A 15735-nucleotide genomic window follows, 5' to 3' on the forward strand; every position below is an offset into this window, starting at 1 on the left:
AAAAGAACGTGATGGTGGGGTTTAGCCGTTTCCCATCTGCATCGACGTACTCAATGCCGCGGTATCCCTCAACGAGAACCTCATGCAAGCGACGGTTCTCCGCGATCGCACTCTGCGATTGAGGCGTAACCACCTCGGCCATCGCCTGGCGGAGGTATTCATCCGGTACCCCGGGATTGAGGTTCCGCAGGGCATTGAGGAGACGACCACGCAACACGATGTCATGCCAGTTCTCTCGTTCCCTGCTACCGGGAGCGAGCTTTCTACCCTCGACTGGCTTCCAGTCGAGCTCACCAAGCAGCTCAAGCACATCGATCTCAAGCATCGCCTCGCTGTAAACCATGGTCTTACGCCTCGCTCCCCTCACTCGGGACTTGTACCCCGGCTGCTGATGCTTCCTGCTCAGCTTCCCTCACTGAGATCTTCCCATTCATGAGCAGTGGAAGCAGCTCATCGCGGGTTCTAGCGAGGGTGATGTTTTCCTTCTCCAGGACGCTTGCGTTGACCCACAGGGATTCCGCAAGACACAGATCTTCTTCGCGGAATTGGATCGGGATTTGGACATGTGCGTCCAGGTCAGACCTCTTAATATGCCCCATGGTCGTGGCTTTACCGGCTGCGATCATCCTGAAAAACTTCAGCTGCTGTTCAATCACACAATCGAGAAAAGCGAGCGGAAATCCACGGTCTGGGATGACCTTGAAAATGTGCTGATTTACTACCGCTTCATCGTATGGCCAGCGCTTTGTCATGAGCGTTCCAGACCAGGAGAAGAGTAACTCTCCAGTTCTAACAATTTTTGTTTCAGGTACATCCAACTCGTTTCGCACAGTGTTGTTCCCGATACCGCTGTTCATCTCTGCAATGCGCACAACTACTCTGCCCGTACCTGTCGCATTTTTTGTAAAAGCACCGCCGTTAACGAAGGAAGCTAGCGACGACAGAGGCGCAAGCGTGGTGCCATCGGAGAGATTTCGGTCCCAGAGTGCGTTTCGAAGTCTGTCGATCGCACAAACTCCTTCGACATTCGCGGCGATCTTGTCGTCGAGGGAACGGAGAATCAAGGAAATCGCACGCTGAGTCTCGAGATTGGGGATTCGGACGGGTAGTGCTTCGGCTTCACCACGATTGAGGCCGGGCACAGCGCTGTCAGTATTCATCTCGGATAAAGGCAAGGTTTGAAGGAAGTAGTAGCCAAACCGCAGATCGCATAAATCGGATCCCGTGGTGTAGAAAGCCGTGTCTGTGGGCCAGCAGGGATCAGCGCAATACGTGAGTGAACCCACGGTTCCCTTACGGCCGATGACAATCGAAGAGCCATCGACGAACGGTTCACAATGTGAATCGACTACTCCTGCAGAAGTGACAACATCAAATTCGCCTGAATGTGACCGCTTCGCTGCTGGTAGGTTCTTTCCGTATTTGAGAGGGAGTACCTCACCCAGAGTGGTTTCAATCCAAGCCATTATGCCAACCTCCCCAGCTGGTCACGGACCACGGCGTCGAGGCGTGCGGACTCGTCGAGGGCTGCGGTGAGCTCCACGGTGAGGCGTGCGATCTTTTCGTCGATCGGCTCGTCGTCCTCTTCCTCCTCCGCGAAACCGACATAGCGGCCCGGCGTGAGCGCGTAATCAGCCTCGCGGATCTCGTCTAGCGAAACGGACTTGCAGTAGCCAGGGACGTCCTCGTACTCGCCCTGAGCGGACGAGCGGCCACGCCAGGTGCGGAAAGTGTTGGCGATTTTTTGGATGTCTTCATCCGAGAACGCACGCTCAGTGCGATCGATCATGTGGCCGATCTCGCGGGCGTCGATAAACAGGAACTCCCCGCGACGATCCACGGAGCCCTTGGAACCAGCGCCCTTATCCTTAGCGAAGAACCAGACGCACACCGGGATCTGCGTGCCCCGGAACAGCTGGGCAGGCAGCGTGACCACACAGGAGACAATGTCGTCCTCAATCATGCTCTTGCGGATCTCGCCCTCACCGGAGGTATTCGATGTCATGGTGCCGTTAGCCATCACCACACCTGCTTCACCCTGGAGGCTGAGCTTAGAGATGATGTGCTGCATCCAGCCGAAGTTCGCGTTCTTTTCCGGCGGCACACCGTAGATCCAACGCTTGTCATCGGTGTTGCGCGCCCAGTCTTTGATGTTGAAGGGTGGGTTGGCGAGGACATAGTCCATCTCCACGCCCGGGTGGATGTCACGAGCGAAGGTGTCGCCCCAGCGTTCGCCAAGGCCCTGTGAGTTAAGCGCGTGGATAGCCAGGTTCATGCGTGCCATACGCCACGTGCGCTCGTTGAGCTCTTGGCCATAAACAGCAATCGCAGACGGGTCCTTGTCGTGCGTGTCCAGGAACTTCTCCGCCTGAACAAACATGCCACCGGAACCACAGCATGGGTCGTAGACGCGACCTTCGGTTGGCTCGAGAATTTCAACAAGCGTGCGAACCACCGAGCGTGGGGTGTAGAACTCGCCACCGCGCTTACCCTCTGCAGAAGCGAAGCGCGCGAGGAAGTATTCGTATACCTCACCTAGCAGATCGCGGGCGCGCTCCGGGCCTTCTGCAGTGAAGCGAGTGGTGCTGAACAGGTCCACCAGCTCGCCGAGGCGGCGCTGATCCACGCTATCGCTGTTGTAATTGTGCGGCAGCGTGCCCTCGAGAGAAGGGTTGTCGGACATGAGGGCCTCCGCGGCCTCGTCGATGAGCTTGCCGATGGACTTGAACTCACCGCCGGCGTCCTCCGTTTTTCCCTTGGAGTGGCGCTGCAGGTAATCCCAACGGGCCTCCTTAGCTACCCAGAAAACGTTCTTCTCCAGGTAAGCGTCGCGGTCCTCGAGCTCCTCCGCGATCTCCTCCGTGGTGGCGCCTTCCTCCTCCAGCGCCGCCATGAGTTCGAGACGGCGAGCGTCGAAAGCATCGGTCACATACTTGAGGAACACTAGGCCGAGAACGATGTCCTTGTACTGGGACGCGTCCATGGAGCCGCGCAGCTTGTCGGCCGCTTTCCAGAGGGTGTCCTGGAATTCTTTGATTGGGGTGGCAGTCATATCTGGGAGCCTACTTTCCTGCAAAGACAAGGTTGAGCAAAGCATCGCTCGCTTGTTCGGCTTCGTGCTCAAGCTGACGGGCAGCCGTCCGTGCATTATTGAGTGAACGGTGAGCTTCAGCGATAAATGAGCGTTGCTCGCGGTCGAGTTCTGGGATCGCAATTCGAGCTAGTGGATGGCGCTTCGCGATCATGCCTTGGGTGCTGATGTTCGTTGGTGCATTGAGGCACGCGGCGATGAAGTACGGGTCGTATTCATCTGAGGTGGGACGCAGGGCGATGAGAGCATCGGATGCGACCCATTTCTTATCGTCTTCCTCATGGACCCACGCGGGCAATTCGCCGATGCGTGGCATGAGGATATCGCCGGGGCGGAGAACATCAGTATCGTTGTATTCATCAACGAAAGCTGGACCTGCGCTTCGGTTAGGGCGAGCAAGGTACACATCGCCACTTTCAAGTTCGTTGTCTGCACGGTAGCGCCCATTGATGCGCTTGAAGTGCCCGTCCTTGATGAGGTCAGCGAGCATGGTGGAGGACGTAGCCGTTGGGACGGTGCTTGCGGTGATGCGAGGGGTGCGCATGTGTGAAAGATCCTTCGTAGTTGTATTGAGTGAATGAAGCGCTGCGTCGAAAGCAACTGCTGCTTCATGAGGGTTGCTGGATTCGGTGAGATAGATGGATGGGGAGAGCGAGCCGTCATTGGTAACCACATCCGCCAAGGTGACTGCCTTGTACATCACGTCGGTGGTTTCGTGTCTGCGGGCTGCATTCAGCCATTCACCGATCCGAGATGGAACCGAATCGGGTGACTGGTTCGAAGCGTCGATGAGCAGTGGCTCCGCAGCACCTCCTGCGCGCAAAACCCACAGCGCGACAGGAATGCGAGTAGCTGAGAGCACTCCACGCGGAAGCTCAACGAGGGCTTCGATCTGGCCTTGTGCGATGAGGCGCTGACGCTGCTCTTTAAATCCGCCCTGGTAAGTCGGTCTCATGCTGGTGATTAAGTACGCCCGACCTTTTTCGGTCAGATGCTGAGCCGCGTACAGAATGAATAGCTCTTCGCTGCCCAATCCTCTCAGGGGATATTCGGGATTATTCCGCTGCATTTGCTCCAGATCGCTCCTGCGGAAACGCATGGCTAGCGGAGGTTCACAAACCACGATGTCAGCTCGCACATCCGGAAACTGATCGGACATGAGAGAGTCTGCTGTTTCAATAGTTGCCTCGTTCCCAGTGAGATACGTGAGCAACCGCGCAAGGCTCGCAGTGGAAGGATTTATCTCAGTGCCCAGTAGTTGAGCCTTTGGGAAATGACTGCCGACACCAAGAAGCGTTCCGGCAATGCCACAAGCTGGGTCCAACACGGTTTCTGCGTTCTCGTGCGTACTGGAGGCTGCCGCCACGATAGCGGCGCTCGATAAGGATGCTTCCGTTCCGTACTGGCTGCGATCTCCACGTGAACCGATGCCGAGGAATCGGTCCACTACCAGTTGAGCAGCTTCACCGTGATTGTCCACGTGCAGTTTGGGGATGGCTCGCTGGACTTCATCGAGTTTTTCAGTGCTGATCCGTGAACTGAGCACATCGAATTCAGCTGATGGTTTGAAAGCGGGATCTTTGTCGATTGCCAGCAGTGTCAGCATGATCAGCGGAATGTCATCGATCGCTATCTCATTTCGCAACAGATTCGCGGCTGCCCAGAGGCTTGTGAGCTGCAAATGTTTTTCAGCATCCTCCGGGAGGAACTCGTTGGCCTTGAGCCACGAAACAACGTCAGCTGCTTCGAACAATGGTTTGTTCGGAGCGGACGTTTCCAGTGGCGTAGGAAAGTCGCTGTACCGCTTGCGCCAGTTGCTGACAGCAGGCCGCGATACCTGTGCGAGCTCAGCGATGTCTTTGAGAGTGAGGTGTCCGGTGGTTACAACCATTTACGCAGTTTCCTTGGTGTACGAGTGGAGCTGAATGATGTTGGTATTTGTAGAAGGGGAGCCCTGCTGCTCAGCAGCGCTTTGCGAGTAGCCGTCCTCCGCTAAGTAAACCTCAGCGGCAGCCATTCGCAGGCGCTCTGACAAGGTGAATCCGTGGGAATACACCTTGGTTGGCACTCCAAGCGCGGCCGCGCGTGCAACTGGGCCGGAGAAGATTCCATCTCCTGAGACAAGTGCAATCTCATCAAATTGGCCAAGGTTCATACGCTCAATCTCTTCGATGAGTCGAAGATCTGCGCCATCTGGGCCCAATCCCATAAGCAAGCGGGGGCCTTTCCAACCTGCATACACATTAAGGATGCCACTCTTGTCGGATGCGATGACGATGATTTCTCCTTCCTGGATGTTCAGCCAGGAAGTGAGCATCCTCTTGCACCATTTCGCTTCAGCGGGGCGCTGAATTGGGCTGCAGTTGAAATTCTCGATGTCAACGAGGATGAGACGTCGAGAGGGGCGGCTGTCCTGCTGGGGAGCGACAGTTTGGAGTGCGGTCATTGTTCGTGAGCCTTTCGCTGATCTTGCATCTACGTTCACAAGGTTAACCTACGTTCACAAGCCTGTCAACTAGATGTATATTCACAAAACAAAAAACCAGCTAAATGCGCTAATGTTCCCTCGGCGCCTGGAAGAGTATCTACGTTCACACGGTTTGTGAATGGGCCTTCATTCGAATCATCTGATGCTCTGTTGGCAGAAGGATGTTGAGATTAACGCCTCTTCCCCATACCGGGCAGGCCACCACGGAAACCGCGCATGCGCTCATGCGGTTCGAAACCGTCGTCACTCTGGCCGAAGCTGTCATGAGCGTAGAGCGCGTATGAATCTGAGAGACGGGCTTCGCGGCGTCGTTCAGCAGCTTCTTCTCGGCGCCGTTCGCGAGCTTCGGCGCGCTTAATGGCTGCACGCTTCTCCGAATCTTTCTTCGCTTGTTCTTGTTTATAGTGGTAGCGGCGAGTTTCGGGATCGCGGATCTTGTACTTCTCGACGTTCGCCAGAATTCTCTTCTTTCTCGCCCGCTCTTCGTCGGTAAGCACAGAATCCGGAGCTTTCAAGAGGGCCAAGCGGTTGTCGCGCTTTTTGCGTTTCGGTGGCACCCAAGGGTTGAAGATGAACTCTCTATTGCTTTCTAAGCAGAGATGGCCACGGTTGACATCATTGTGCTTCGGGAGAAGATTCGAAGACAGATCAGGTGATACCACTGTCTTGCATGACGGACACTTCACAGTACCGTCTTTGCGTAGCTGCAGTTTCCCTGTCGAAGGGGAAGTAGAACCCATGGTCTCCTCCAGGCTCGTGCTCTATGCGTTGATTAGAACATAAGCGCTTGGAGGGAAAACGTCATGCGTTTGGTGTTTTCGGTTGGGGGCGAAGGTCGTATGATCATCAACGTCCAAGTTCTTTACTATCTCTTACTATTTTTACTATTTTTACTATTTCGACGCGATGGGCCTTCTGGCGAAATGCCCCGTCTTCCTCGCATGCACTACTCTTTCCCGGGTGTCGCGCGAAAGTAGCCAAACTCGATTGACCCGGCAAGGCATGAATACGTTCCTTGCCTTGCCGGCGGCCCCGGTTCTTATGGTGCTCATCGGGTCGCTGGGCACACAGGCCGCCGCCGTGATAGTCACGGACATGCTGGCCACCGTCGGCGCGCCGGGGGTGTCGGGTCTGCGCATGGCTGCTGCGGCGGTGATCATGGTCGCGCTGTTCCGGCCGAAGCTCACCGGCATGACGCGCGCCCGCGCGATCAACATCGTGGTCTACGGCGTGGCCATGGGCATGATGAGCATGATGGTCTACGCCGCCATCGCGCGCCTGCCACAGGGTGTCGCCGTCACTATCGACTTCCTTGGCCCTGCGTCGTGTCGTTTCTCGGCCTGAAAATGTGGCGCTCCCGCCTGTGGGCCATCGGCGCATTCATCGGCGTCGCCCTTATCGCGCAGCCATCAAATGACCTGGACATCATAGGTATCGGCTTTGCTGTCACCGGTGCAGTCTTCTTCGGTGCCTACACACTCTTTGCTGAACGCATGGGCGGCAGCGAAAGCGGTGGCCTGCCGGATCTCGCCTTGTCGGTGGTCGTCGCCGCGCTCATTCTCATGCCATTTTCAATCCCCGCAGTGCCGCTTATTAGCAGCCCAATGTGGGTCACCCTCATCATTTCCGGCTTCATCGGCGCCGTGATTCCCTACGTCATGGACACGATCGCGGCGGGGATTGTGTCGGCGGCAGTCGTCGGCACGCTCTTTGCCCTTGATCCCGTGATCGGTGCGATTCTGGGCTGGGCCTTCTCCGGCGACGAGCTGACTGCTTCCATGGTCGCGGGCATCGTCCTCATTGCGGTTGCCGGCGCCATCATCACGTGGCGTGGGGCTCAGGAGTCGCCGAACATCGGGGAGTAATAAACAACTCGAAACAACTATGCCTGCCTGCATAAATGTGCTGTTTTCGGTGTGTTTTTCGAGGAGTTGTTTGCCTAGTTGTTGCAGAGTTGTTTGAAACAACTCCTAAACAACTATTGCTAAACTGGACGCATGCTGGACGCAGGTTTTGAGGTTGTGGAGGAAGCGCTATCGGCGATTGAGGCAGGTGATAGCGCTGGTGATTGGGAATCCCAGGTGCTGGATTTCAAGGAGGATCCTGCTGTTCATCCGGAAAACAAGAATCCTGATGCGGGATTGGTCGAGTTTCTGGTTGATGAGGTCATCTGTTTCTCCAATGCTGATGGTGGCGTTGCCTATATCGTCCTGGGTGTCAACGACAAGAAGGCGGGACATTCCGCATTCACTGGGACCGTCCGTCCTTGTGCGTGGTTGGTGGAGACGATCTACCGCAAAACTCAACCCCACATCCAAGTTGAAGCCTTTGAAATTCAACGGTGCGATGCCCGCTTAGTAGTCTTGCGCATTCCTCGCGGGATGGCGTTGTATCAACGCCCTAAAGGCCAGGCAAGCAAGCGCGTTGGCAAAAGCTGCGTCCCCTTGAGCGAAGACCAGCGCCGGATTATCCACTTGTCGCGGTCTAACCCTGATCTCAGTGCGGGAAGGTCACGGCGCGGGCCCGAAGATCTGGACGTGCCCGCTGTTGAGCGGGCGAAGGCTCTGCTTGCGAACCGGAAGAGCGCGCTCGGTGACACATCGCCTGCCCCTCAGACAGGTCTTGAACTATGCAGCGAGCTGGGTTTGCTCACGTCCGATGGTGCCCTGACTTTCGCGGCAGAAATACTGTTCATGCAGCCGTTGCACAATCGGACTGTGGTGCGCCATTTGCTTCGCGACGTCCCCAGTGGCGACCCCAAAGTCACAGAGATTTCCGCGCCGCTAATTACCGCTTCTGAACAGGTACGTGCGCTAATCAAGGCGAATACAACGCAAGAAATTGCTCGGGTTCACCTCCCGAATGGGCAGGAATTCCCAATTCCAGCATTCCCCGCCACCGCTGTGGATGAGATTGTGTCCAATGCCTTCGCACACCGTGATTGGGGAGCGATCAACGCGATCGTCGTTGATCAGTCACCTACTAGTTTGACCGTGTGGTCTCCCGGTGGTCTTCCTGTTGGTGTGGCTGAAGAAAAGATCCTGACTACCCAATCCATTCCCCGCAATCCGGTTCTTATGGGGGCATTGCGTCAGTTGGGTCTTGCGGAAGAATCTTCCCGTGGATTCGATCGTATGTGGGTATCCATGCTGTCTAGTGGCAGGCAGGCTCCGAGCCTGAACGCTGATGGGCCGTTCGTTGAGGTGACTCTGCCATCGGGAAGTGTGGATTCAAGTTTCATTAGAGCGTTGTATCTGCTGCGTGCTGAATTCGGCGAGGCTATTTTCGACAGTGTTAATGGCCTCTTAGTCACCAGCCATTTAGCCCACAATCAGATCCTCATGACATCTACTGCCGCTCGGCTGATGCAAGTCTCGGAAGCGCAGGCCCAGGAAACCTTGGCGTGGTATTCAAGCCAGGGCTTCCTGGAGCAGCTGCGGGATGCACCGGAGTGGATCCTCTCTGCACGTGCCCGGGTTGCCTTTGATGGGGAGCCGTCCACCGTGGTTAGCGCTGTCACCACCGAGGATTGGGTCCTCGCCCAACTCCGTGACGGCAAATCTTTGAGTGCCCGCGAGGTTGCTGATGAACTGGGCGTTGATCAAAAGTCGGTCAGTGCACTCCTGCGTCATCTGCGTGACGTTGGCAAGGCGAAGAAAGCTAGTGATAGCCCTGCGCGTGGCCCGAGTGTGCGCTGGGTGTCCACATAGTTTGGGTTTCACCTAAGTGAAAACAACTCCAAACAACTCCAAACAACTATGTCTGCCTGCGTAAATGCGCTATTTTCGGCCTGTTTTTCACAGGAGTTGTTTGAAACAACTCCTGCACGATTCGTGCGTTCTAGCCACTCACAGGCACGAACGTTGTCACCAAGTATCGGTTGGTGTCGGAGCGGTTGATGATTCCGCTGATGATCTACGTGGACGTCATCACTAGGTACAACGGCTTGGTGTTGAAGTCGGCCATGATCTGGTTGCAGCCGACGTTTAGGAAAGTTTCATTGAAGTTAGCATTCAATGCGCAAATCAATTTCGTTTCAAAACGCCAAGCAAAAGGTTTTCAAAACGCAAAGTGAAGGCGTTTCAGAATGCAAAATGCACAGGTGGATCGGGCGGGTCTGCATCGCTGAGTGAGATTGCTCATGGCAATGCTCCTGAATCTGCGACATCTTCCCTGACCTTGGATGAGCTTGCGGAGCGTATGTGGCGTGGCGGTTTCTCTGAAGCGATTCGCTGATCACGTGAAGCAGGAAACCGTGGAGGTCATTGTTACCTCCGGTGGTCCGGCGCATCGTCGTGCTGACGGGGTGATTGTCGTGCCAATTGGTGCACTCGGCCCCTAAATCCGTCTTCCTCTCGCGGCCGGTTCACTGCCGCCCACGCCGCGACTGCAAGCGGTAACGCGATGAACATGAACGACGGAAGGAACGCCAGAACGAGGCCGGCGGTTGGGTTTCCGGTATCCGGCCAGGTCCAGTTGGCGTACATGAATAGCAGGATGAGAACAGTGATGGGCCAGTGCATCGGGGATTTACGCTGAGCGATGGTGAGCACGAGTGGAATGAGCCAGATGGAGTAGTAGTTCTGCATCAATCCGCTCGCCATGAACCCGCCGGCAAAGCACACGCCCGTGGCGACGAAGTTGAACATCACCGGGTCGATCTCTTTCCACCGCCACAGCAAAGCGACGGCACCGAGAGTCGTGATGATGACGAAGATCGTCAGCACAGTCACCGCAGCATCTGGCCAGTCGAGAACGATGCCGAGGCCGCCAACAGAACCGTTGAAGCGGGGGCGGGGCTCGCTCAAGTAGGGGACCAGGTTGGTGAAGAACAGCTCCGGCTCGGCGATAGTGAACCAACCAATCGTGAAGAGCGCAGCGGCGACGAGGGCAGCAACGACGACCACTGCTACCTGCCAATAGGCGAGAGACACGATGAACAGCACCGCGAACTGGGGCTTGATCGACAGTGCCACGCCCGCGATCGCGCCCGCTGCCCATGCTTCAGGGCGATTGAAGTGGTTCAGCCAGCCGACATTCTTTTCCCGCAGACGTAGCGAGAACCAGATGAACAGCACCTGTAACAGCAGCATGAAACCGTTGATATTGGTCAACGCCAAAGTGGTGCGTGCCGGCTCCGGAGTGATGAAGAAGAAGCTCACCGCGATCGGAACAATCACGTGGAACCAACGCGGTCGGACCATGCGCGCAGCCAAGGCGATGGCGGCGATGATGCAGAGTGCACCGAGCGCAGCCATCACTGCGCGTGCAGTTTCCTGCGAACCGAACAGCGCGACCGGTGCGATCAGTACTGTTCCCGCAGGTGTGTACAGGTAGTGCGGCATGTCGATCGTGTAGTCGGAATTGAACACCGGCTCACCCGAGACATATTTATTGGCCGCGGTCCAGATCGGTGTGAAGTCCGTACCAGGGTTCACTTGTGGGAACACCATGGCTGAACGGAGCAGAACGAAAGCCATCACCGCATAAAGAAGCGGGATAGCTATGCGCAATGCCGCTGGGGTGGGGGAGTGGTTGGGGCGCTGGGGGCCGTCGATAAGCACAGCGGGGACGTTAGCACGCAGAAATGACTCTCTGAACCTGCCTTAGTTAACCAAAAGGTTAACGATCGGGAAGGTTAACCATCTTGAAAGTAAACACTGTGTTAACTTGCGCGGTGCGCAAAAAGTTGTCTATTTACATTCATGCCCTTCATGCAGGTCAACGGTGCTGCAATTGAAGTGCGCCACCTAATGATTGTCGTTCACCAACCATCTGCTAAAGTTAACGACAGGTTAACAAAGAGCGACGCTCAAACCTTGCCGGAGGTTCCCCTCCGGCAAAGCACAATTTCATGGCAGTCAGAAACACGAAAGGAGGATGCCATGATCGCACTGAATAACATTTCTAAGGACCTGCACGCACGGTTCGACGGAGAGGTCGGCGCGCACGTCGTCGAAACGATCTTCCGTGAAACCGTGAACGAGCATCTGCAGCGAGCAACCGTGACCGAGTGGGTTCCCGTTCTCGCCGGCCGCGACGCAGCTGAAAAGCTCGCGGGCTTCGCAGACGGCACCCTCGATGCCGGTAACTACTCCGGTAATCTGATCGCCGCATAACGCGTCTGCGAATCGAGCCTCGTGCCAGTACTAGCTGGGCGAGGCTTTTTTCGTGCGCTAAACATTGACCGGTTCCCGGGCGGTATCGGCGAATGAATCCGCGTCGTCCCAATCCTCACGGTGCGGCTGCGGCTTTCGGGAGTTGTCCTTCCTGGTCATCGAATGATTGTCGGAGACGAATGCGGAACCGTCGCCCATGAAGAAGCAGATCTGGTTGCCCTGTCGCTCAATGAGCGCCCAACCGTCGGTGACTAGCGAGTGGCACGCGCTACACAGGGGGACCAGGTTGTCCATATTGGTCTCGCCGCCATCGGCCCATTCCTTCATGTGATGGATCTCCATGAAGCGGGTATGAGTGCAGCCGGGCATCGCGCACTGGTGGCCCCACATGGTCATCAAGGCATTGACCTGCGCGTCAGTGGCCAAACGCTGGGCCCGGCCGACATTCAAAATCAGCCCCGAACTATCGCCGACATTGAGCCTGCTCAAGCCATTCGCAACGAGATTTGCCAGTGCTGCGGAAGGAACTTTCGGTGAGGCGGGCATATAGGCATGCCCATCAGCGTTGAGCACGATATTCACGTGCGCACCGGGCGTGCGCAGCGTGTTCGTGGGCTTGCTGCGCACCATGTTCACCATGCCCATGAAAGCCTGCAGCAAGGACCGGCCGATGGGCATGCCGTAACCAGACACAGTCTGTCGCGCCGGGCGGGTCTCCTCGGCGGAAGCCTGCTGCTCGGTGTGTTCCTGCTCGTAATAGGCCATTTCGCCGATCTTGAGCGCAGCGCGAAACAGTGCGCCATCGGTGCTACTCATCACGATTTCAACGCGGACCTTGCCGTTGGGTAGATCCTTGATGCGCAGGTTCGGATCGGGGCTTTCCTTCTTGGGCTCGGTGGCCTCACGGCCGGCGAGGTACTTCTTCATCTGCTCGTGGCCGAGTTCTTGTGCCATCTCGACGAGCTCCACTTCGTTATCCGTGGTCAGATACTTGAGCAGGAGGCGGACGGTGGAATAGTCAATCTCAGCTGCGCGGAAAGCGTCCATGAGAAAGGTGAAATCCACCGCTTGTCTGGCTACGCGGAGCCACTCATAAGCGGTGGAATAGGCGATGCCGAATTCACGGACCATCCATGCAGACGTGGACGAAGCGCCGAAGGCTTGGGCGAAATCGTTGCTGTCGAAGTCGTAGATCAGTTGGAACAACTCGGCCTTATTCTTCGTCAACGCCCGGACCAGATGTCGGATCCGGTCAACGAGGAGGATGACGTCTTTGTAGTATCGGAGGGTGCGCATGGTTCTACCTGCCATTTCAGTGTTTCTCGTGTGGTTGGTTTTGGTGTTGAAAGCACCATACAAACCGAGGTGAACCATCGACTTCGCGTCGAAGAGAAAGCCTGTGGATAACTACCAGTGACGGCACTATGCCCTGCATAGTTGCTGGGGTTTTGGGGGAGGGGCGGGGAGGCGTCGATAAGCGTGCCCACTATGCGCTGCATAGTTCCTGCGGTTTTTCGAAGCGGGGCTACCCGCGCGCCGGGGAATGGCAGCACGAGACAGCTATTAGTGTTGAGGCCGTGAATGACATGAAAGCCGTCGATGTCCTGCAACGAATTCTGCTGCCCCGGAAGGGCGAACCGCACGATGTGCGGATGCTCTACCTCGTTGAGTCAGAGCAGAACACCAAACGTGTGATCTGGCCAGATCGCTCGCGCGCGACGCTTCCCGAAGGCTCGGAAGTGTCGTTTGAGACCTACTTCAACGCCTTCCCCGCGTCCTATTGGCGCCGTTGGTCCCAGCTGGACACGGTTGTGTTGGGTATGGATGTGGAAGGCGCGGCGACGATCTCGGTGTACCGCTCGAAGCACGATGGTGTGCGCGTGTCCGTGCTCAATGTCGATGCTGCTGATGAGCGCGTGGAGATCCCGCTGCCGCTGCGCAATTTCGAAGATGGTGGCTGGCTGTGGTTCGACGTGACCACGGGTGAGGGCGACGCGACGATCAGCAATGCTGGCTGGTACGCCCCGCACGAGCCGAAGGCGCAGGTGCTCCCGGACGGAACGACGATTGATCCGTCGGAGAAGAAGGTCGCGGTGGGGATCCCGACATTCAACCGCCCGCGCGATGCGGTCAATGCGCTCCACGCGTTGGCGGAAGATCCGTTGGTGCTCGGTGCGATCACGGACGTGCTCATGCCTGACCAGGGCAACCAGCACCCGGCGGATGAGCCGGACTTCGCGGAGGCAGAAGCCAACCTGCAGGGCCGACTCAAGATCTTTAGCCAGGGAAACCTCGGCGGTTCGGGCGGCTATTCCCGCATCATGTACGAGGCGCTGCACCAAACGGATGCGCCATTCATCCTGTATATGGACGATGACATCGCGATTGAGCCGGACTCCATCCTGCGCGCGGTACAGGCAGCGCGTTATGCCAAGAGCCCGATTCTTGTGGGTGGTCAGATGCTCAACCTGCAGGACCGCAGCCAGTTGCGCACCTCGGGTGAGCGCGTCAACCGCGCGGACTTCATGTGGGGTGCGGCGCCACACGCGGTGTACGACCATGATTTTGCCAAGTACCCGCTGAGCTACGTGGGCACGGAGGAAGAGGACCTCGACCCGCGCAAGACCACGTCGCGTCCACTGCACAGGCGTATCGACGTCGAGTTCAACGGTTGGTGGATGTGCCTCTTCCCGCGCGTGGTCGCGGAGAAGATGGGCCTCCCGCTACCACTGTTCATCAAGTGGGACGACACGGAGTACTCGCTGCGCGCAGGGCAAGCAGGCTTTCCGACGGTCACCTGGCCCGGCGCCGCCATCTGGCACATGGCCTGGGCTGATAAGGACGATGCGATTGACTGGCAGGCATACTTCCACCTGCGCAACCGTCTGATCGTCGCATCGATGTACCACGATGGCGACCCGAATGGGCTGCTCAAGTCCATGCTGAAGTCCAGCTACAAGCACATCATGTGCATGGAGTACTCGACGCTGGCGATCCAGATCGAGGCGATGAAGGACTTCTTGGCGGGCCCGGATCAGCTCTTCGAGATTCTCGAGTCCTCGCTGCCGCGCATCCAGGGGATCCGCAAGGACTACTCGGATGCGCAGGTCATTGAGTCGGCAGCGGATCTGCCGGCACCGACGGGTGCGCCGGGCGTGCCCACGAACAAGATCGGTGGGCGCTTGGCCAAGATCAAGAAGATTCCGTGGGCGATCAAGTCGCTGCGCCACCTCGCTTCCACTGAGGACCGTGCGCACTGGGAGGCGCCGCAGCTCAACCTCACCGCGGAGGAAGCTCGTTGGTACACGCTTTCCCGCGTCGATTCCGCGACGGTGTCTACCGCGGGCGGCACGGGCGTGGCCTTCCGCAAGCGCAACAAAGCACTGGCGGATGACCTGCTCAAGCAGACGAAGGAGCTGCACAAGCAGATCAAGGAGCAGTGGCCGGAGCTGACCCGCGCGTACCGCGAGGCCAAGCCGGAGCTGACCGGCCACGAGAACTGGGAGAAGATCTTCAATGAGCAGTAACAACTCGTGGGACGCCAAAGAGGCAGGCGTACTTGAGCAGATCCAGGACACGCTTTTCGACGCCCCCGGGGTCCTGCCCACCGCACGCGGCCTGAGCCACTTCGGCGAACATGCCCTGGGGTGGTTGGGGATCGCTGGGGCGGGGGCGGCCGTCGATAAGCAAAGGCGCCGGAAGTGGCTGGCCATGGGGGCTGGTGCTTTCACCGCGCATGCGGCATCGGTGGTGCTCAAACGCATTGTTCGCCGACGTCGTCCCCATGACGCGCGGGTGAAAGTCGGTGTGGGCACTCCGTCGAAACTGAGTTTCCCGAGTTCGCACGCGACGTCGACAAGCGCTGCGATGGTGCACTTGGCCGACATCACTGGGTCGAAACTTCCGTACGCCGGAATTCCAATTATGATGACCTCCCGCATGGTCCTCGGGGTGCATTACCCCACGGACACCCTGGCCGGCGCGCTGCTCGGTATCGGGGTGGCACGAGCCGCGATCAACCTTGAGAGGCAATAAGC

The 15735-nt window shown here is 57.4% G+C and carries 13 protein-coding genes and 1 pseudogene; 6 read left to right on the top strand and 8 right to left on the bottom strand.

Features of this window, described 5'->3' with window-relative positions:
• The 6 genes and pseudogenes from Q0X21_RS04005 to Q0X21_RS04030 form a co-directional block, all read right to left on the bottom strand.
• Window positions 1-343, bottom strand: a pseudogene (locus Q0X21_RS04005) (DEAD/DEAH box helicase); the annotation flags it as partial.
• 4 nt (window positions 344-347) lie between these two features.
• Entirely contained in the window at window positions 348-1466 is a 1119-nt protein-coding gene (locus Q0X21_RS04010) for a restriction endonuclease subunit S (RefSeq protein ID WP_297850466.1), read from the bottom strand.
• On the bottom strand, window positions 1466-3052 hold the full coding sequence (locus Q0X21_RS04015) for a class I SAM-dependent DNA methyltransferase (RefSeq protein WP_297850467.1): 1587 nt from the start codon (window positions 3050-3052) through the stop codon (window positions 1466-1468). The genes Q0X21_RS04010 and Q0X21_RS04015 overlap by 1 nt, the downstream gene beginning before the upstream one ends.
• 10 nt (window positions 3053-3062) lie before the next feature.
• A complete protein-coding gene (locus tag Q0X21_RS04020; protein WP_297850468.1) occupies window positions 3063-4982 on the bottom strand; it encodes an N-6 DNA methylase in 1920 nt (639 codons plus the stop codon).
• Window positions 4983-5537 carry an NYN domain-containing protein gene (locus Q0X21_RS04025; protein ID WP_297850469.1) on the bottom strand — a complete coding sequence of 185 codons (555 nt, stop codon included), beginning with the start codon at window positions 5535-5537 and terminating at the stop codon, window positions 4983-4985.
• A 212-nt stretch (window positions 5538-5749) separates the two neighbouring features.
• Window positions 5750-6319: a hypothetical protein gene (locus Q0X21_RS04030; protein ID WP_297850470.1), complete on the bottom strand. Its 570-nt coding sequence runs from the start codon at window positions 6317-6319 to the stop codon at window positions 5750-5752.
• Window positions 6320-6581: 262 nt separating this feature from the next.
• Here Q0X21_RS04030 and Q0X21_RS04035 point away from each other — a divergent pair, with 262 nt between their 5' ends.
• The 3 genes from Q0X21_RS04035 (at window position 6582) to Q0X21_RS04045 (ending at window position 9289) form a co-directional block, all read left to right on the top strand.
• Window positions 6582-6923, top strand: coding sequence for a hypothetical protein (locus tag Q0X21_RS04035; protein ID WP_297850471.1), 342 nt, complete (start codon window positions 6582-6584; stop codon window positions 6921-6923).
• Window positions 6905-7444, top strand: a complete 540-nt coding sequence (locus Q0X21_RS04040; RefSeq protein ID WP_297850472.1) for a DMT family transporter — start codon at window positions 6905-6907, stop codon at window positions 7442-7444. Before Q0X21_RS04035 ends, Q0X21_RS04040 begins: the two co-directional genes overlap by 19 nt.
• Before the next feature lie 132 nt (window positions 7445-7576).
• Window positions 7577-9289, top strand: coding sequence for an RNA-binding domain-containing protein (locus Q0X21_RS04045; RefSeq protein ID WP_297850473.1), 1713 nt, complete (start codon window positions 7577-7579; stop codon window positions 9287-9289).
• Window positions 9290-9847: 558 nt separating this feature from the next.
• On the opposite strand, the gene Q0X21_RS04050 is transcribed toward Q0X21_RS04045, so the two are convergent.
• Window positions 9848-11143 carry a glycosyltransferase family 87 protein gene (locus tag Q0X21_RS04050; protein WP_297850474.1) on the bottom strand — a complete coding sequence of 432 codons (1296 nt, stop codon included), beginning with the start codon at window positions 11141-11143 and terminating at the stop codon, window positions 9848-9850.
• 321 nt (window positions 11144-11464) lie between these two features.
• Here Q0X21_RS04050 and Q0X21_RS04055 point away from each other — a divergent pair, with 321 nt between their 5' ends.
• On the top strand, window positions 11465-11698 hold the full coding sequence (locus Q0X21_RS04055) for a three-helix bundle dimerization domain-containing protein (protein WP_297850475.1): 234 nt from the start codon (window positions 11465-11467) through the stop codon (window positions 11696-11698).
• A gap of 57 nt (window positions 11699-11755) precedes the next feature.
• Here the strand turns inward: Q0X21_RS04055 and Q0X21_RS04060 are convergent, their stop codons facing one another.
• Window positions 11756-12994, bottom strand: a complete 1239-nt coding sequence (locus Q0X21_RS04060) for an HNH endonuclease signature motif containing protein (protein ID WP_297850476.1) — start codon at window positions 12992-12994, stop codon at window positions 11756-11758.
• A gap of 290 nt (window positions 12995-13284) precedes the next feature.
• Between Q0X21_RS04060 and Q0X21_RS04065 the strand changes: the two genes are divergently transcribed.
• Window positions 13285-15225 (top strand): glycosyltransferase, encoded by a 1941-nt coding sequence (locus Q0X21_RS04065; protein WP_297850505.1) that lies wholly within the window; start codon window positions 13285-13287, stop codon window positions 15223-15225.
• On the top strand, window positions 15215-15733 hold the full coding sequence (locus tag Q0X21_RS04070) for a phosphatase PAP2 family protein (protein ID WP_297850477.1): 519 nt from the start codon (window positions 15215-15217) through the stop codon (window positions 15731-15733). The genes Q0X21_RS04065 and Q0X21_RS04070 overlap by 11 nt, the downstream gene beginning before the upstream one ends.
• The last annotated feature ends 2 nt before the right edge of the window (window positions 15734-15735 follow it).

Origin of the sequence: uncultured Corynebacterium sp. (assembly GCF_947253065.1) — a bacterium.
Lineage (GTDB): Bacteria > Actinomycetota > Actinomycetes > Mycobacteriales > Mycobacteriaceae > Corynebacterium.

Bases quoted from the DNA above. Each gene is read 5' to 3' on its own strand.
- Q0X21_RS04025 (WP_297850469.1), bottom strand. From the start codon at position 5,537: ATGACCGCACTCCAAACTGTCGCTCCCCAGCAGGACAGCCGCCCCTCT.
- Q0X21_RS04015 (WP_297850467.1), bottom strand. From the start codon at position 3,052: ATGACTGCCACCCCAATCAAAGAATTCCAGGACACCCTCTGGAAAGCG.
- Q0X21_RS04060 (WP_297850476.1), bottom strand. From the start codon at position 12,994: ATGCGCACCCTCCGATACTACAAAGACGTCATCCTCCTCGTTGACCGG.
- Q0X21_RS04045 (WP_297850473.1), top strand. From the start codon at position 7,577: ATGCTGGACGCAGGTTTTGAGGTTGTGGAGGAAGCGCTATCGGCGATT.
- Q0X21_RS04020 (WP_297850468.1), bottom strand. From the start codon at position 4,982: ATGGTTGTAACCACCGGACACCTCACTCTCAAAGACATCGCTGAGCTC.
- Q0X21_RS04010 (WP_297850466.1), bottom strand. From the start codon at position 1,466: ATGGCTTGGATTGAAACCACTCTGGGTGAGGTACTCCCTCTCAAATAC.
- Q0X21_RS04035 (WP_297850471.1), top strand. From the start codon at position 6,582: ATGAATACGTTCCTTGCCTTGCCGGCGGCCCCGGTTCTTATGGTGCTC.
- Q0X21_RS04070 (WP_297850477.1), top strand. From the start codon at position 15,215: ATGAGCAGTAACAACTCGTGGGACGCCAAAGAGGCAGGCGTACTTGAG.
- Q0X21_RS04055 (WP_297850475.1), top strand. From the start codon at position 11,465: ATGATCGCACTGAATAACATTTCTAAGGACCTGCACGCACGGTTCGAC.
- Q0X21_RS04065 (WP_297850505.1), top strand. From the start codon at position 13,285: ATGAAAGCCGTCGATGTCCTGCAACGAATTCTGCTGCCCCGGAAGGGC.
- Q0X21_RS04030 (WP_297850470.1), bottom strand. From the start codon at position 6,319: ATGGGTTCTACTTCCCCTTCGACAGGGAAACTGCAGCTACGCAAAGAC.